A 14,796-nucleotide genomic window follows, 5' to 3' on the forward strand; every position below is an offset into this window, starting at 1 on the left:
TCAACCTTTCTCGCTCATCACATCAATCGAGAGCGTTGGTTCGTATATGATTTCTTCTATTTCGCCATTTTGGTTCACTTTGACTGCTGTAAGCCCAACAGGTCGATATGCCCCTGTATCGATATTCAACGTGCTGCTTATGCGATCAAATTCCGCTTTCCCTGACTTGCAAGGCGTGTGTCCGATAATTTGCAATTTACCAATATTCTTGAGTTTCCCTTGATTCCACAACACGCTGTCTGGATGAGAACCATGAACATCACCAACAACCAACAGTTCCATATTCTCCTCCATGAAGTAGCAACACTCACTGGCCATCGATACCCATTATATTCCTATAGAACATGTTCGATCCTCACTCTCATTTTCCTCTATCAAATAGAAAACGTACCCCGATAACCCGATAGTACGGTTACTTGGATACGTTTCATCTTCTTGCATCATGTACACTTATATATTCTGTATTTTTCTTAATGCGGTAATATGGGCGATATGATGATTGCCATGCCAAGCGTACAATCCCACATTATAATCTAATCGAATTACTTCTTTGGAACCCGGGTGGTAAAACTGTTTTTGAAAATCAGCCTCAGATAACGATCGCAATAACACAACCCATCTCTGATGCAATGCTTCGAGCAACTGAATTGATAATTGGATATTTGTATGTACCGAGTCCAGCAGTTCAGCCCATCGTTCTTCATAATAGGGCTTAATCTCAGGTGTATCTTCCGTTAGAGCAAGCTTGAATCTGATAAAACTATTCATATGACTATCTGCAAGATGGTGTACAACTTGGCGTATTGTCCATCCACCTTCGCGATATTCCAGGTCTAACTGCTCTTCAGATAAGTCTCTTACGGCATCCTTCAGTCTGACAGGGAACTCTTCAATCTCGTTGATCCAAAGAGCACGTTGCGAAGACGAAATCTCTCCGGTGTGCTCAAATCTACCAATGGGGTATCGCTTATCCAACTGATTCATCAGGGATCACTCCTATTTTTACTGCATATTCCTCACATCTTAAGTGAACTTCAACAGCTTACGCCTTGGATCAATCCATAGCTGCTCTTAATGTAAAGTACATGAGATTGTCCTTCAATTGACTCGCTTGATCAAATCCCATTTTCTTAAGTAGCCTCTGCGATTGAATATTATCTCCATAAATCTCGAACCTCTGGGATGGAAAAGTGTCTAAATACGGCATCCGCATCTTCCATAGTTAATTCCCGCATCACCAATCTTTCCGTTTCAAGTTCTGGGTATATCATCTATCATTCTCCTTTTCAACTGCCTACCGACATTCTTCTTCTGCTAAAATAGACACTTAGTACATTAAACTCGATATGCAGCATAAGAGGCAACCATATAGAATGGGTATGATCAGCGATTATGCCGAAGAAAATACCGCCAAAGAATGCAAATAGCATAAATCGGATACTCATGCGTGACAACCTATAATATTGAAGGTGGCAGATGGCAAAAAGAAAAGCTGTTATCAGAACAGCAGGGGTAACAGATAACCCCATTATGGTTAAGGATGAGCTTGTGGGCAAGCTGCTGCTTAATAGCGGAAGAACTAATCCTCGAAATACCATCTCTTCAAGCAGAGGGTAAGTTAAACAAAAGTGAATGGTATCGTAAATCCCGATCGGACGATATCCTGACCTTTGAGCCAAGAATACATTTACGATTGCAACAATGAAGAATAATGTCATCACTGGCATGACGCGTTCTGGTATTTTGTAGATATACTGCTCCCCATACCATAGAGATAGTACGGATACTACAATTACGGTCATTCCCCAAAAAATGATTGTTGATTTCTCGACATCAACTCGAGTTACTACTTTTAATAAGCTTTGAACGATTATGAAAGAGAACGTCAATAACAGAGATATGCCAATCGCCAATAACAATGCTCTTCACACCTTCCATCTAAGTTATGGTCACCATCCGATCGACATGAGGAACAATATTATTTCGCTTGCCATTCACAGCGGTTGCTAGTTACTCTTAAGGCAGCTGCAAGACCATCCAGTCTTCATCGAAATATTGCCCATTATATTTTAAGGCGCGGCGCTCAATGCCGTAGGTTTGGAATCCGGCGGAGGAATACAGCCTCTTAGCTGGTTCATTGCTTGATACCACCGTTAAATTGATCTGCTCTACGCCATCGATTTCGCTCGCCCTCGCAATTAAAGCAAGCAGCAGGTTTTTCGAAACCCCGCTCCCACGCATTTCTTCTCTCACATACATCCCGAACAAATTTCCTTTGTGGGCAGTTTTCATCCCATTCTCTCGTACAAACGCAGCTATTCCTAGTAACAATCCTTCGTCATCAAACGCACCCATCACAAATTTGTCTTTACTTGGTTTGACTCGCTCCATTACCGTTTCCAGTGTGAATTTCGCTTCCCGCTCATAAGTAGAACCAAATGCTTCAGGATTTGTCCGCAACCCTATTAATCTAAGCTCCTGATAGGCCTGTGCATTACTATCTTGAAGAACTCGTATATTCATTCTCCTGCCCCATTTCTCTCGAAATGTCACTAGTCTATTTAACTGTTCACTTCGTCACAATTTCTAAGCGCATCTTAGATTCGTTCAACGTTTTCTTCATTTATCTATCGATGTAATTAAAATGTGAATCGATAAACAATCTCATCCTCATATACAACCCTAGTCTCACAAAACCCGAGCTTTTCATACAGCTTTCTAGCTGCTACATTATCTACACATACCGTTAGATTCACACACACGCTTTGCGAGTAATTTTCTCTTATGTAACGAATTGCAGAATTGATCGTTTCCTTTCCATATCCCTTACCTTGTTCATTTTTATCAATGATCAATCCATTTAGCCAATAGGATTGGGTTGTTGTATCGTCTACCGTAATCATGACAAAGCCCACTAATCGACCCTCTGCATTATACACACAAAATGGTAGATATTGATATTCATCGCCATCTGGATGGATATGTACCTTGGCTAAAGACACCGCTACTGATGGGACAAAATGGTTTTGATGTGCTTGAACTTGCAAGTTTACTGCATCTTTCCAATTCTCACGTGTAGTCGGAATTAATCTGATCATTACCACATCTCTCATTTCCATCCGCCTTATGAAAGCCCGGTCGTATTTTGCAAGACAATTCTCCATCCATCTGGGTCACAAATGGTTATCCCATTTTGCTGCCAATAAGGATTTTCTGGTTCCACAATAGGGTAGCCCATAGTGACTAATCTAGAAACGATATCATCCCGTTCCTGTACGTCTGGTATATAGAACACCAGTAAATTATCTGAAGAGGGTGGCGGTACGGACACTGCATGTACTTCCTGCGTAAACTCCAAATGATAGTGAACATCAGGAAGACCGATCATTACGCCATCGTAGCCATTATGATTTTCAAATGAACCTACAACTTCGAGACCAAGACCTACCGAGTAGAATTCAACAATCTTCTGTAATTGATGGGTGGGCCTTGCCACTCGAAATTGAACAGCAGGCATACTCTTCGACCATGTCTTATTCATAACATACAGCCTCCCATATTCATCCTCTGACTCACAATTTCGCATAACAAATGAACGGTATGATTCACAAACCCATCAATATCTTCTCGTGTCAGAAAGATAAACTCATGATCTTCAGCAATTGAGTTCTCATGATAAAACTCCGTTATATTTCTGATCTGCTGACTCGTTTGACCTGCAGGAAAAAAGCTCAAATACTCTGGATATTCATCTATATGCTGAAAGTCAGTCCAAAAAATACTCTCTTTATTCTCTTTAAGATATACGAAGTCATGCCCGTACCAATCTTTCTTAACTAATGGAGTATATTCTGGGGTATTTATTATGGATTGAAATACCTCTTCCTTCTTCTTATGATTGGTGAGTTTGATCCACTCTTCATCCGTCACCAAGTGAAAATAATAGCCTAAATAATAGGAGCTCTTGGGGGATGAGATATCAATAGGATGATCTACAAGATACTTTTCATAAAATGACTCGGCGGTTATGACACGATTAATTTCAAAATGAGTAATTTCCTTCGGGGGTGAAGGTTTTCCATCCTCTCCAATGAGCCCACAGTCTGGGCCGATATTCCCTACTAGAAAATCAATACCGGTAGATCTCTACTAATCAATGCTTCAGCAATTCTAAAATGCGTAACCCAAGTCGCCATCCTACACGCTCCCTCAGCTAGAATTTATCACGTTGCACATTGTTTCTGCTTAACCTGGAATGTAAGTATGCTCTGCAAAACTGGCAAGTTCTTCAAAGTGATTTCGTTCATAGAATCGTTTAGCTCTCCTGTTGGATTTCGCCACACGCAGACAAACGTTATCTATCCCCTTGTTCACTCTCATATGTGCAACACAGTGTACCAATATCACACCGCCATACCCACAATTCTGGTAATCTGGATTCACTACCAAGTCTTGAATGTAATTGTTATGGATGAGATAAGAACCGATCAATTGTGACGGCAGCATAGTTGGTAATTCTGTCTTGGTATATTTAAGATGATATCCTTCCATATCCGATTGAAATCCGATGCTTCTTATAAACGCAATGACCTCTTCATTTTCCCCATATACATTGAAGCAAAGTTCCTTTCCATCGCCTTCCTCCAAGAACGTCCGGATTGTCGCATCAATTAACCCTAGGATGAAGGTTAATTCGTTCATTGATATTTTTAGAAAGGAAACATACGCAATCGTGCAATCATCATTCTCAGCTGCACAAAATACTCCATGAACTTCTTCCGTTCGACTATAATGAAAGACGGATACAGCTTGCTCACGAAACGCTTCGCTCACAAATTCTCTAGCTTGAGGAGATATGTGACCGACTAACCTCAGTATATCTTCTCTATTTTCTGCCTCTACTATTTCCATTAGCAGCCTCACTTCTTAATTGACTTTATTGGTGCTATAGATACAACACGACCCAGCCTTTGATAGCTGTCATCTCGGACTGGGGCGTTATTTGTATCTGAGGTAATGGCCTAAGTTCATCCAGTATGAGCCTTTTTACCTTCAATTATAATTGTAACAATGTAATATATTATATTTATCGCTATCCCAATTAGGATAATCAGTATAGGGTGACAAAATCGACTAAATATCTCGGAGTCTGTATGTATACGAAAAAGTAAATTCTCAAAAACAACATCAGTAATCATCGATCCCTTATAGTGAATCATTTTAAAATCACTCGTAATAGAATGAACAAAGTTGTAGGTCGAACTTAAAAGAGTAAGCAATGTAATAGAATTAAGAGTGATGATCGTTTTACGAGCGGCTCCTATTTTATCTTTCATCACTTTCCCCTTTTGTTCACAAGACGTCTTCGAATGATACTTACGGGATTTATTGTATTACAGCTAGTTCCCACTACTCTTGCTTGCTTTCACGATTTCATTCCATTTACTTAAATAAGGCACATATCCGATATCTTGAGGCTGATCTGGCAGCCATGCAATCAGTTCAAGTTCATTATGATCAGGATCATTAAAATAAATGGCTGCCGCTGGCATCCATGTATGTACGATCGGTTCCGTTGGCTCTTTGCCAAGAGCTTGAATCGGCTCTATCCCTTTTTCCTTTAACCAATCAATTGCTGTTGTTAATAACTCCACATCTGTTCCGAATGCAAAATGTCTTCTTTGTACCTCATTAATCTCCGGAACTTCCCAAAGCCCAAGCAATTGTCGATCCTTCCCAATATAAAAAAAGGCAACTCTTCTTTCTCCATCGAGTAAAGATAGTTCAAGACCTAGATTCTTATAGAATTCAATCGATTTATCCAGGTTCTTCACTTGTAAATGTGTCTCATATAAGTTCTGAATCATAATGATGATCTCCTTAGGCTTATGATGTACTAATTTGTGAAATTAGTAATTTCCTACTTCTATGCTATGCATAATAGCCACCTTCTATTAAATAGGTTCCTGTCTTTTTAAAATGCTTATAGATCTTACTAAATGCCCTGTTTGCTTTATGCTGATAAGCTCCATCACTTAGACAGGGTCGAATTACTTTCACTACTTGCGTCATGCTCGTATCACTAGAAATCTCACCAGTGAATAACTTTTCTAACTCTAATTCAAATATCCCCTCAAAATTCTCTGAACAATCCCCGTATACATAGATGGCTTTGTTATCATTCATTTCAAGTAATTTGAATTCAATACAGAATGCCATAACATTACCGTCTTTCTTTGGTTTCTTAATTGCCGTTTTTTCCTAATGAGTGTAACCATCAACCCAAGAAGCTTAAAGAAACACACTGCTGTGTGGCTTCGTAAAATATCCTTGCTGATTAGATCCCTGGTCCAATATTCCCCAATATTAATAACATTCACTCCTGTCAAACTGAATGCCCTATAGTGAAATCACTACGCTTTATACAGTCGGGGCATTCATTATGGAGCAATACATTCATAAAACGGTTGAATTTGCGAAACGCCCCAACCCTAGATAGCTTTTATCTTAGGCTGGGGCGCTGTTTCCCTGCGCTGCTTCCATGATTATACATCCTTAATCCAAAGGAGGGTAGACCCAAACGCGTAGTCATAGGGAATCACGATACAAAATTCCTTTACCCTTTCAAAGCATCTCTCACCCTTATTGCACTTTCTAAAGCACCTCTATCTCTGTTTCTTCCTTTTATGGATTTTGTCAGATGAATCATCTCAAATGCTTCTTCTACATCAACCCAGCGTACCTCTTGAGTCTCAGCATCATGCTCCGTCACCATGCCTGTTGGTTCCATCATGAAATATATTGTCCTACACGTATCCGATTCATATTCCCCAGGAACTGAAGCTATAATCTTACATGCATACCCCGTTTCTTCTTGCACCTCTCTTCTTGCTGTTTCTTCGGGAGTCATATCTTCTACATCCGGGCCTCCCTTTGCAAATGTCCATACATATCCACCCCAATGATTCTTCGGGCTCCGCATGAGCACTTTACCTTCTGTATTAAATACAATTCCTCCATATGCTTTATCCATATCACTCAGCGCCTTATTTAGATGATTGTATTTTCCTACCGCTTTGCTCAAAAACCATCCAGAAGGAAGGAATACGAGTTTCTCATTCTCAGGCATAAACTCCCTACAAATGTACTCTTTCATACTCTTCGTATGATTCACTTGCAGTTTTTCGATAGCTTGTACCGGTTTAAATTAATTACACTTCACGCTTCTCATCGGGTCTGTAGATGATTCTCCGATAATCCCAATCCTTACTGTCCATATCACCTAAGAACATTCTCTCATGCTCTGGTACAAGCTCATATTTTACTTTTAAATTTTCGCGGTAAAACTCAATCGGATCCTCTAGATATTGATAATATGCTTCTCTGCACTCTTCTAAAGACGTCTTCTCGCCTTTACATTTTTTATACATATCGATCAGCTCGGTATATTTATCCTCGATATTTGTTGGATAGATGGCTTGTGAGAACGTTACTTCACCTAAATCAGATAAAATGATTGTTGTTGGTTCATTAAAGTCAGTGAAGAAGGTGCCATTTTTAAAAAGTTCAGCAATCTCCTCTAAACGATAAGTCATTTCATTTCCCTGGAAATAGCAAACCACTGCCCCATTCTCGTAAACAACCAGATTTACCAAATAATTATTATCTTCATACTTCATAAAGATAGAGAACTCATCGCCAGTTATTGTTTCATAGAACATTTCACGAACAACATAATAATTAATAGCTGTAGGCGAATACGTAATTCGTCGTTTCTCCGCCAATTGTTTTTGCCAAGAAGTGATTTCATAGATATTTTCGAAGTTAGGATTAATCGTTCTAATTTTGCTTTCTATGTGCTTGTAGTATGCGGGCTTATCAAATTTCCATTCGGCTTCTTGAACGATATACATTCCTAGACCATGTATAGAGAGTTCTTCCTGATCTGGGATTGTTGGAGTTAACCAATCAGAACGAAGTTTTTCTTGAAGCCCATTCAAATCTACAAGTTCCCAGCAATTTGACATCCCATCCTCATACACATCAACATTAATATAAAAATAAGAACCACCATTATTTATGATCCCGGGAACTGTAACACCTTCTACTACTTTTGTTCTCCGTATTTTCTGCATATGATTCACACCCTCGACCATTTATTGTTTCACTTTCGTTTAGACTCCTTGAAGGCAATTATAGAATATTTCATTAAAAGAATTCTGATCTTCCGTGTAGTCCTCCGTATATTTATTGAACATTCGAACCGCTACCGCTTGAAACTCTGGCACAACTACACAGTGGCAACCTGCTGCACCCGATGCATAATACCACTTATCCTGATAGTACCATCCAAAAATACGCTTCTTATCCTCCGTATCCATCCGCAATTGTTCAATGAGCGTGAATACATCAGCAGGTATTAACTGACTATGATTGATGAAACCTCTATTGAGATGTAAATTTCCCCACTGTGCCAGGTCTCTCGCACTTGAATACAGATTTCTTTCATGACCCTCATTGGACTCAATTCGAACGGACGCATAGCCGTCTCCAGCTTGAAAATCACAAACTAATTTCTCTTTCGGTACCGAAACCCATTCTGTATCCGTTAGCTCCATCGGTTTGAATATACGTTCTGTAAGCAGTTCCGCAATATTACATCCCGTCAGTTCTCTAATGAGGTCGCAAGCTACTTCCTCACGCTCAATATGGTTTGGCCCAAAATATTTAGCGCCTGACTTGGTTGCTAAATCTCTTATTGTAGTGCTGCCCAACTCGTAGTCAGGTGTATTTGTGAGCACATCAGAAACCTTACAATCCACGGACAACTTGCTCTCTACAACCGCGATTGCTGTAGCAAGTCCGACATATGTCTTTCTTAGTGAATATAAGTTAAACATAGAATCAGATGATACGACGAGAGCTCCCTTCTTAAAATGATGCTGTCCCGCATACCATTCTGTTAACACTTTGTTGTCCTGAATAATCACTATCGAAGCAGCGGAAGATCCAAACTTCTTCCCCGCTTCTTCTGTATATGAAATTAACGGTAGAAACTTGTTATCAATTAATGTTTCTGCTGTCATAACTATGACCTCCAATTATTTCAAATTTGAAGGGTTCGATCTTCCACATATTCACTTATCAACTTACAAGATACCTCTTTGTATTAAGAAACCATTTCCCTTTCTCTTGTACCATCCAATAAAACATGTTCGTGCTTAATTATCCCCATATAATCTGCCCCTGGCTTATTAGGTACAAAATCCGTTTCTATTACAAAAATATTGAAATAAACTCTATTTTCTTCTTCTGTTGTCTCAATTCCATTAATCATCTGTAACAACTCTTCTACTTCTATGAAATCAAATTCATTCTCTTTTTCAATAATGTAAAATGGATAATTCGTATTCGGAAGCTCAATAATGATCTGATCGTTTTTTAAATCATTTGGTATCGAGTCTATATAGTTTAGAACTTCTTGTTCCTCTTTGAATATTCCTGATATCCACTGATGCCGCTGGTTCGATGCTTTGACAATAAACATATCCATCATCCTCGTTCAGGTATTAATATTCTTATATCTTCAACAATTTCAGTTACCTTCTCAAGCATTCACTGCGCCAAGAGGCTGTGAACGGCTACGATTACACTGTTCTCTTATATAAGACATCGTCGATTCCCTCAATTGTATCTATTAAGTTCATCTCTATATTTCTTAATGCACTTATAATCTTTATACAGGCCATATACAAAAAGTATGAATAGTGCTACCAGTGCAAAAATAAAAGCAAATACCATCAGCCATAATATTGCACCACCCATTACTAGTAAGCCAAGAAACAGACCAATATATAGATTAACGAAGATTATGGGGTAATTCAGACTCATCAAGAATGTAATCTTACGAAAAAACTGAATTACAAACACAATATAGCTGATTAATAATGGGTAACATAATATTGCGTACTTAAAAACTTCTTTATTTCTTGGTATTTCATTCTCATTGAAAAAGCCATTATTATCGGCATAAGGTACAATAGTATAAGTTACATATAATAATACGAGCATTGAAACGAGTAGTACTATAATATTAAATTTATGAACATGTAATATTCTCATAAAACGAGCTGCTAAACCCTCCTGTAATAAACTCTTTAACTAGTTCTAATATATAAATTTACATCTCTGGCTACCTCATTGAATATATTATAATTATCTGAGTTGCTGTATATTGGCCAAGATAAATCAAAGTTTCCTATAATTGCAGTCTTGGCTTCAATAAAATAAATATTGTAGAAACACTGTTCTCTCGTCATAAAAGTAAGGATATTCAATAAATCATTACTTTCTTCAATTCTGAAGATTGCTTTTTCAGAATGCTTTGGTTCACTAAAAATGGGACGCTGTAATACATATACTGATCCAGGAATCATTTCTACACAACGTTGAAAGAACTCCACAAATCTATGCTCATATCTAGCATTATGTTCTGCGCCTATCAACATGGCCGCATCTTCAATCGATAAGCATTTAGGGTACACATCTAGAATCCCCACGTTTGTAAATAAAGAATTTGGATTTTCAATTTCTTCAACTTCCAATACACTAAAGATTTCAATCAGATTTGAAACCTCTACATCCGTTGCTTTTCTCACTTGTCATCACCTTTTGTATATTAAGTCTTTCAAATCTTTACTTATGTTCTCTGGGATTTCATAACCTTGTTCCGTATTGGGAAGCTTTAATGTAATCCAGAATTCCATTCATTTTGTTCGATTCATTAATAGCCTGCATAAAAAGAGCTATTGAATCTAAGTCTTTAAACTGTTTTTCTTCAAATGGCTTTTCATTCATCCTTAAACAAGTTGTATAATCCTTTAGGGAAGTTATTATCATGTTTCCGCTAGTCAAATTTTATTGTACAGTCTTAATGATAAGTTGCCTTACATCCGCGATTCTGTTCGGCATTTCCGAAGTCGAACGATTCAGTAAATCACACAAGGCAATCAAATCCTCCAGCTTAGATAATAGAACCCAATTCTCATGCAGGAATCCACCTGAACCCCGGTATGCCTTTATAAAATGACGTTCGAACAAGGAATTGTCGTGTTCATACCGAAGCATATTCCCGATATCAACATAGCGTCTTCCTGAGAAGGCGAACTCCCAATCCAATACCGCCGATACTTCGAACCCATCTGGCCTTTCAATCACCAAAAGATTTAGACCATTGAAGTCCGAATGAACGAGGACTGGCGGTTCATGAATTTCGGATATTAGTGAACGGTGCGACTCACAGAATAATCGAACCTTCTCCGTTGCTTCCGCTCCCAGCCATTCCCCAGTTTTCCCCCTATCCAAGCTTTCAGAAATAAAAGAGATAAATTCGTTCTCATCCATGTTAAATGGGGTGGAGATGGTAAGATCCCCTGCAAAAAAACCTGGACATTCAAATGTATGACAGTGAATACGAGCTAGTACACTGCCGACAGATTCCGCAACTTTTGCAATCTGACGTTCATCTCCTCTATGTAGAAGATCACGCAGTAACACTCCCTCTTTCCACTCTATTATTGCCCAATCATATTCAATTAGCTTTCTGCTTACATCCAGATATATATAATCGGCAACTGGCACGACGCCGCGCAATCTCTCAGCGATTGCTTTTTCTTTTGAAGCTTCGTCTGAACCTCCAGCAAAGATCCTTAAAAAGTAGGGTGTAGTAGTTCCTTCAATCTCCACTTTATAGGTACCATTACTAAGTCCTGTTTGTGTTCGTTCAGCTTTGGTGAGACGCTTGCCTCTGAAAACTTGGCTAATCATACTATTTAGAGCCTCATATTCGATGTGCATACTACTCTTACTTGATCTTTCCCATTCTTCTTTCACCTTGTATCACTCCTGGTCACTTAGTTGCCCGGATCCAGTATTATTCGAAGTACTGCTTAAAGAATCTCAAACACCTCGCTTCTTACCTCCTGGAGGCTCAGGGGCCTACAGAACCGCTGCATGAATATAATGTTATATGATGTATCCTCTTTCATTGAGCACTGCTACTCGTAACGTTCTATATTCAAGTGTTTCGTACAGTTATATAGCTCACAATCCCATCTAGTTTGACCCGTATGTAAAATGGTAACAGAAGTATTATTAAGGTGTTCTTCTGTATCAATATGCGGAATTAGTTTCTTTAAAGTCAGCCCAATTAATGCTCCATGACTTACTATCAATATTTTTTTGTTAGGATGTCTATCTGAAATGTCCATAAGACACTGCATTCCTCTTGTTACGATTTCATCTTTTGATTCTATGCCAAGATCAAGTTTGGACCATCCGTGTCCCCACCTACTAACTCGATCTTGTTCTGTAGTGCCCTCTATAAGTCCACAATTCATTTCTCTTAATCGTTGGTCTGTTTTTACTTCAATATTTTTTATCTTCCCAATGATCTCAGCTGTTTCAAGGGCTCTTGATAAATCACTTGAATAAATATAATCCCATTCCTCGTTACTCATTCTCTTTGATAATAATTCAGCTTGTTGGCGTCCCTCATCATTTAAAGGTATATCTGTTTGGCCTTGAGCTCTATGTTCATAATTCCATTCCGTTACCCCATGTCTAATAAGTCCTAACGTTGTCATACTTATTCCCCCTTTCATCATCTTATATTTCATTTTATTACCGTTCTTACATCTAGCGTGTAATTGTATTCACGAAGCCATGAGGTTTAGATGACAAAACTTTGCCGGCCCCTCTTCATTTAGCCCCGCAGGGTATATGGCTTCAGCAGCTTGAATACTGTGCTAGCTTATGTCGCATCTTTATTGAATGAGCTTCCCTTTTATCTCCATTAAAGTCCTTCTAATCTCTTCAAGAAGCTTCTCTTTTTCCAAATCGGATATTGCATCAGCAGATAGTTTCCTAGCAGCAATCGGTGTTAACCATGGGACAACCTCATCATAAGCAATTCCTGATAATTTTGTGTATTCATCCATAAAAATAGTAATTAATTTCTCTCGGATGAATTCAAATTCATGTCTAATGTCCTCACGAAAATGAGGGGGTAAAATCGCATAACGAATCATAAGAATATATTCAGCTATATCAGCCTCAGGATTTCCAACAGTGGCATTACTCCAGTCTATCAAGACAGCCTTCCCATCGTTCTTAATCATTATATTTCCTGGATTCGGATCTCCATGACACATACATTGTCTGGTTGGCAAAAAATCAAGTAATGAGATTACGCTTTCTTTCTCATGCGCTGTTAAGTAGTTCACACTCAAAATGTGCGATTTAATAACGTTTTTTTGATTCGGTAATTCGTGCCCGGCAAATAAAGTTTTGTGTACGTTATACAATTGTTGGGCTGTCAGTCGAATATCATCCTGGATAATTTCATCGTTCTTGATAGCACTTTTAATAATACGTTCCATCATTGTCTCACCAATAATATGCTCAACTATAATCCCTGGTCTGCCATCCACTTCTGTTAAATCAAAAGGTTGAGGCACAGAGAGACCACATTCCCAGGCGATGGAATTATTGAGATATTCCCTCTTTGCAGCTTCAATACTCGTATTTTCCTTGGCAAGTTTAATGATTTGATTGTTCCCTATATCAAAAACCTCAGAGCAGCCTCCTTCACCAATCTTGTTACCCAATGTGATTGTCATGATAGATCATCCTTTCTTATGTCCCTATATAGGCTTAAAGTGCAATTCACTCGGTTACTAATTTCTTCATTATGAATCGTCCCAAGAAGACCAACGATCGTCATTCATTTATTCTCCTTTGTATTCGAGACTACTTTGTTAGGTGAAGTCATTGTCTTCCATGATTAATCCTGCATACTTGTCCCATTCTTTATTATCCGTATTTATTTCAATTGTCGGTACCATTGATTTGTACGCTTGAATCCTAAGACTATTTTGCGTATCAATCAATTCTTTACATTCCAGATCGATTTCTTCCCTTGATTTGTTCATCCAAACCTCAGGGTTTCTACTTTTTATTCTTTCCTCGACTATTTCGTCGGAAATAGTCAGCAATAAACACCTAGCTCCTAATTTGATTAAATCATGCTCTATACTTGTTATTTCTGCATCGTCTGAATCCGAGAATGCGACTCGGTGATTTAGATGGAACCGTTCTAAAATAAAGAAAAGGCCTCTTGATTTTCTTTTCCCTGGCCCCAAATATACTGCCCAATCATTAAGATTCTTTAGCATACCAACTCTATTTCGCAAAAGTTCGAGATGCTGGCCCCTTGATAATCGAACAAATTCGCCTTGAACATTATTCAGAATCTGAGAGTAATGCTCCCCAAGTATTACGACACTCAACTCCGCTGATTCATCGAGTGCTTGAGATTGTTTTATCGCTTTGAGCAGCGAAGTCTTACCCGCGTTTGAATATCCTTCAAGAATAACGCCTCTAATATTCATCGATTGATTTTCCTTTCTTCAAAAATACTTCGCCTATCGTCCTTGTATCTACGAAGCCGAGAGGCTTAAATCCAAGTCCGACGGACTTAACTTTGCCTCGCAAGATTGTGAGCTAAATACGTCTAAATAAGTTAATTCATAGGCTACTGGTGTTTTAATGATTTTGTCTTGTTTATATTCAAATAGGTCAGCCGTTCTACCTTGACCAAGTTAGCTCCCTTGTTATGTACATGAGTTGGCAATATTGCGTAAAACGTTCTTGTATTCACGAAACGACCCAGCCTTAGATAGCTCTTATCTTAGGCTGGGTCGTTTGTTGTCTGAGCCTCTTCCATGATTATACATC

Annotated in this window: 18 protein-coding genes; all 18 read right to left on the bottom strand. The window is 38.6% G+C overall.

The annotated features are described in order from the left end of the window. Positions 1–282, bottom strand: coding sequence for a hypothetical protein (locus tag BLS15_RS08320; RefSeq protein WP_028532237.1), 282 nt, complete (start codon positions 280–282; stop codon positions 1–3). 168 nt (positions 283–450) lie between these two features. After that, positions 451–975 carry a YfiT family bacillithiol transferase gene (locus tag BLS15_RS08325; protein ID WP_028532236.1) on the bottom strand — a complete coding sequence of 175 codons (525 nt, stop codon included), beginning with the start codon at positions 973–975 and terminating at the stop codon, positions 451–453. Between the two features lie 311 nt (positions 976–1,286). Continuing rightward, on the bottom strand, positions 1,287–1,802 hold the full coding sequence (locus tag BLS15_RS29945) for a CPBP family glutamic-type intramembrane protease (protein WP_155987241.1): 516 nt from the start codon (positions 1,800–1,802) through the stop codon (positions 1,287–1,289). A 214-nt stretch (positions 1,803–2,016) separates the two neighbouring features. After that, entirely contained in the window at positions 2,017–2,523 is a 507-nt protein-coding gene (locus BLS15_RS08335) for a GNAT family N-acetyltransferase (RefSeq protein WP_028532234.1), read from the bottom strand. A 116-nt stretch (positions 2,524–2,639) separates the two neighbouring features. Then, positions 2,640–3,098, bottom strand: a complete 459-nt coding sequence (locus BLS15_RS08340) for a GNAT family N-acetyltransferase (protein WP_254777319.1) — start codon at positions 3,096–3,098, stop codon at positions 2,640–2,642. Positions 3,099–3,124: 26 nt separating this feature from the next. Continuing rightward, a complete protein-coding gene (locus BLS15_RS08345) occupies positions 3,125–3,541 on the bottom strand; it encodes a VOC family protein (protein ID WP_090511138.1) in 417 nt (138 codons plus the stop codon). Then, positions 3,538–3,933 carry a hypothetical protein gene (locus BLS15_RS08350; RefSeq protein WP_090511142.1) on the bottom strand — a complete coding sequence of 132 codons (396 nt, stop codon included), beginning with the start codon at positions 3,931–3,933 and terminating at the stop codon, positions 3,538–3,540. The genes BLS15_RS08345 and BLS15_RS08350 overlap by 4 nt, the downstream gene beginning before the upstream one ends. Positions 3,934–4,245: 312 nt before the next feature. Beyond that, positions 4,246–4,911, bottom strand: coding sequence for a GNAT family N-acetyltransferase (locus BLS15_RS08355; RefSeq protein WP_090511145.1), 666 nt, complete (start codon positions 4,909–4,911; stop codon positions 4,246–4,248). A 488-nt stretch (positions 4,912–5,399) separates the two neighbouring features. After that, entirely contained in the window at positions 5,400–5,867 is a 468-nt protein-coding gene (locus BLS15_RS08365; protein ID WP_021254879.1) for a VOC family protein, read from the bottom strand. Positions 5,868–6,616: 749 nt separating this feature from the next. Further along, positions 6,617–7,156, bottom strand: a complete 540-nt coding sequence (locus BLS15_RS08375; protein ID WP_081819867.1) for an NUDIX hydrolase — start codon at positions 7,154–7,156, stop codon at positions 6,617–6,619. A gap of 55 nt (positions 7,157–7,211) precedes the next feature. Next, on the bottom strand, positions 7,212–8,135 hold the full coding sequence (locus tag BLS15_RS08380) for a DUF7638 domain-containing protein (RefSeq protein ID WP_028532228.1): 924 nt from the start codon (positions 8,133–8,135) through the stop codon (positions 7,212–7,214). Positions 8,136–8,174: 39 nt separating this feature from the next. Then, positions 8,175–9,086 carry a serine hydrolase domain-containing protein gene (locus BLS15_RS08385; protein WP_231515095.1) on the bottom strand — a complete coding sequence of 304 codons (912 nt, stop codon included), beginning with the start codon at positions 9,084–9,086 and terminating at the stop codon, positions 8,175–8,177. 83 nt (positions 9,087–9,169) lie between these two features. Further along, a complete protein-coding gene (locus BLS15_RS08390; RefSeq protein WP_028532226.1) occupies positions 9,170–9,547 on the bottom strand; it encodes a hypothetical protein in 378 nt (125 codons plus the stop codon). 610 nt (positions 9,548–10,157) lie between these two features. Next, positions 10,158–10,658 carry a hypothetical protein gene (locus BLS15_RS08400; protein WP_028532224.1) on the bottom strand — a complete coding sequence of 167 codons (501 nt, stop codon included), beginning with the start codon at positions 10,656–10,658 and terminating at the stop codon, positions 10,158–10,160. Between the two features lie 259 nt (positions 10,659–10,917). Then, positions 10,918–11,826 (bottom strand): phosphotransferase family protein, encoded by a 909-nt coding sequence (locus BLS15_RS08405; protein WP_254777320.1) that lies wholly within the window; start codon positions 11,824–11,826, stop codon positions 10,918–10,920. A gap of 230 nt (positions 11,827–12,056) precedes the next feature. Continuing rightward, the gene (locus BLS15_RS08410; protein WP_028532223.1) at positions 12,057–12,644 is read right to left on the bottom strand and encodes a histidine phosphatase family protein; all 588 of its coding nucleotides are present in this window, start codon (positions 12,642–12,644) and stop codon (positions 12,057–12,059) included. A gap of 180 nt (positions 12,645–12,824) precedes the next feature. After that, entirely contained in the window at positions 12,825–13,679 is an 855-nt protein-coding gene (locus tag BLS15_RS08415) for an aminoglycoside phosphotransferase family protein (RefSeq protein ID WP_028532222.1), read from the bottom strand. 138 nt (positions 13,680–13,817) lie between these two features. Beyond that, complete coding sequence (locus BLS15_RS08420) at positions 13,818–14,450, bottom strand: hypothetical protein (RefSeq protein WP_028532221.1); 633 nt, start codon at positions 14,448–14,450, stop codon at positions 13,818–13,820. Positions 14,451–14,796 lie beyond the last annotated feature (346 nt).

The organism is Paenibacillus sp. cl6col (assembly GCF_900102125.1).
GTDB classification, from domain to species: domain Bacteria; phylum Bacillota; class Bacilli; order Paenibacillales; family Paenibacillaceae; genus Paenibacillus_B; species Paenibacillus_B suaedae.

What these genes read in the sequence shown, in the direction of transcription:
- BLS15_RS08320 (WP_028532237.1), bottom strand. Translation starts at nt 282, where the DNA reads ATGGAACTGTTGGTTGTTGGTGATGTTCATGGTTCTCATCCAGACAGC.
- BLS15_RS29945 (WP_155987241.1), bottom strand. Translation starts at nt 1,802, where the DNA reads ATGACCGTAATTGTAGTATCCGTACTATCTCTATGGTATGGGGAGCAG.
- BLS15_RS08335 (WP_028532234.1), bottom strand. Translation starts at nt 2,523, where the DNA reads ATGAATATACGAGTTCTTCAAGATAGTAATGCACAGGCCTATCAGGAG.
- BLS15_RS08340 (WP_254777319.1), bottom strand. Translation starts at nt 3,098, where the DNA reads ATGATCAGATTAATTCCGACTACACGTGAGAATTGGAAAGATGCAGTA.
- BLS15_RS08345 (WP_090511138.1), bottom strand. Translation starts at nt 3,541, where the DNA reads ATGAATAAGACATGGTCGAAGAGTATGCCTGCTGTTCAATTTCGAGTG.
- BLS15_RS08355 (WP_090511145.1), bottom strand. Translation starts at nt 4,911, where the DNA reads ATGGAAATAGTAGAGGCAGAAAATAGAGAAGATATACTGAGGTTAGTC.
- BLS15_RS08365 (WP_021254879.1), bottom strand. Translation starts at nt 5,867, where the DNA reads ATGATTCAGAACTTATATGAGACACATTTACAAGTGAAGAACCTGGAT.
- BLS15_RS08375 (WP_081819867.1), bottom strand. Translation starts at nt 7,156, where the DNA reads ATGAAAGAGTACATTTGTAGGGAGTTTATGCCTGAGAATGAGAAACTC.
- BLS15_RS08380 (WP_028532228.1), bottom strand. Translation starts at nt 8,135, where the DNA reads ATGCAGAAAATACGGAGAACAAAAGTAGTAGAAGGTGTTACAGTTCCC.
- BLS15_RS08385 (WP_231515095.1), bottom strand. Translation starts at nt 9,086, where the DNA reads ATGACAGCAGAAACATTAATTGATAACAAGTTTCTACCGTTAATTTCA.
- BLS15_RS08390 (WP_028532226.1), bottom strand. Translation starts at nt 9,547, where the DNA reads ATGTTTATTGTCAAAGCATCGAACCAGCGGCATCAGTGGATATCAGGA.
- BLS15_RS08405 (WP_254777320.1), bottom strand. Translation starts at nt 11,826, where the DNA reads ATGATTAGCCAAGTTTTCAGAGGCAAGCGTCTCACCAAAGCTGAACGA.
- BLS15_RS08410 (WP_028532223.1), bottom strand. Translation starts at nt 12,644, where the DNA reads ATGACAACGTTAGGACTTATTAGACATGGGGTAACGGAATGGAATTAT.
- BLS15_RS08415 (WP_028532222.1), bottom strand. Translation starts at nt 13,679, where the DNA reads ATGACAATCACATTGGGTAACAAGATTGGTGAAGGAGGCTGCTCTGAG.
- BLS15_RS08420 (WP_028532221.1), bottom strand. Translation starts at nt 14,450, where the DNA reads ATGAATATTAGAGGCGTTATTCTTGAAGGATATTCAAACGCGGGTAAG.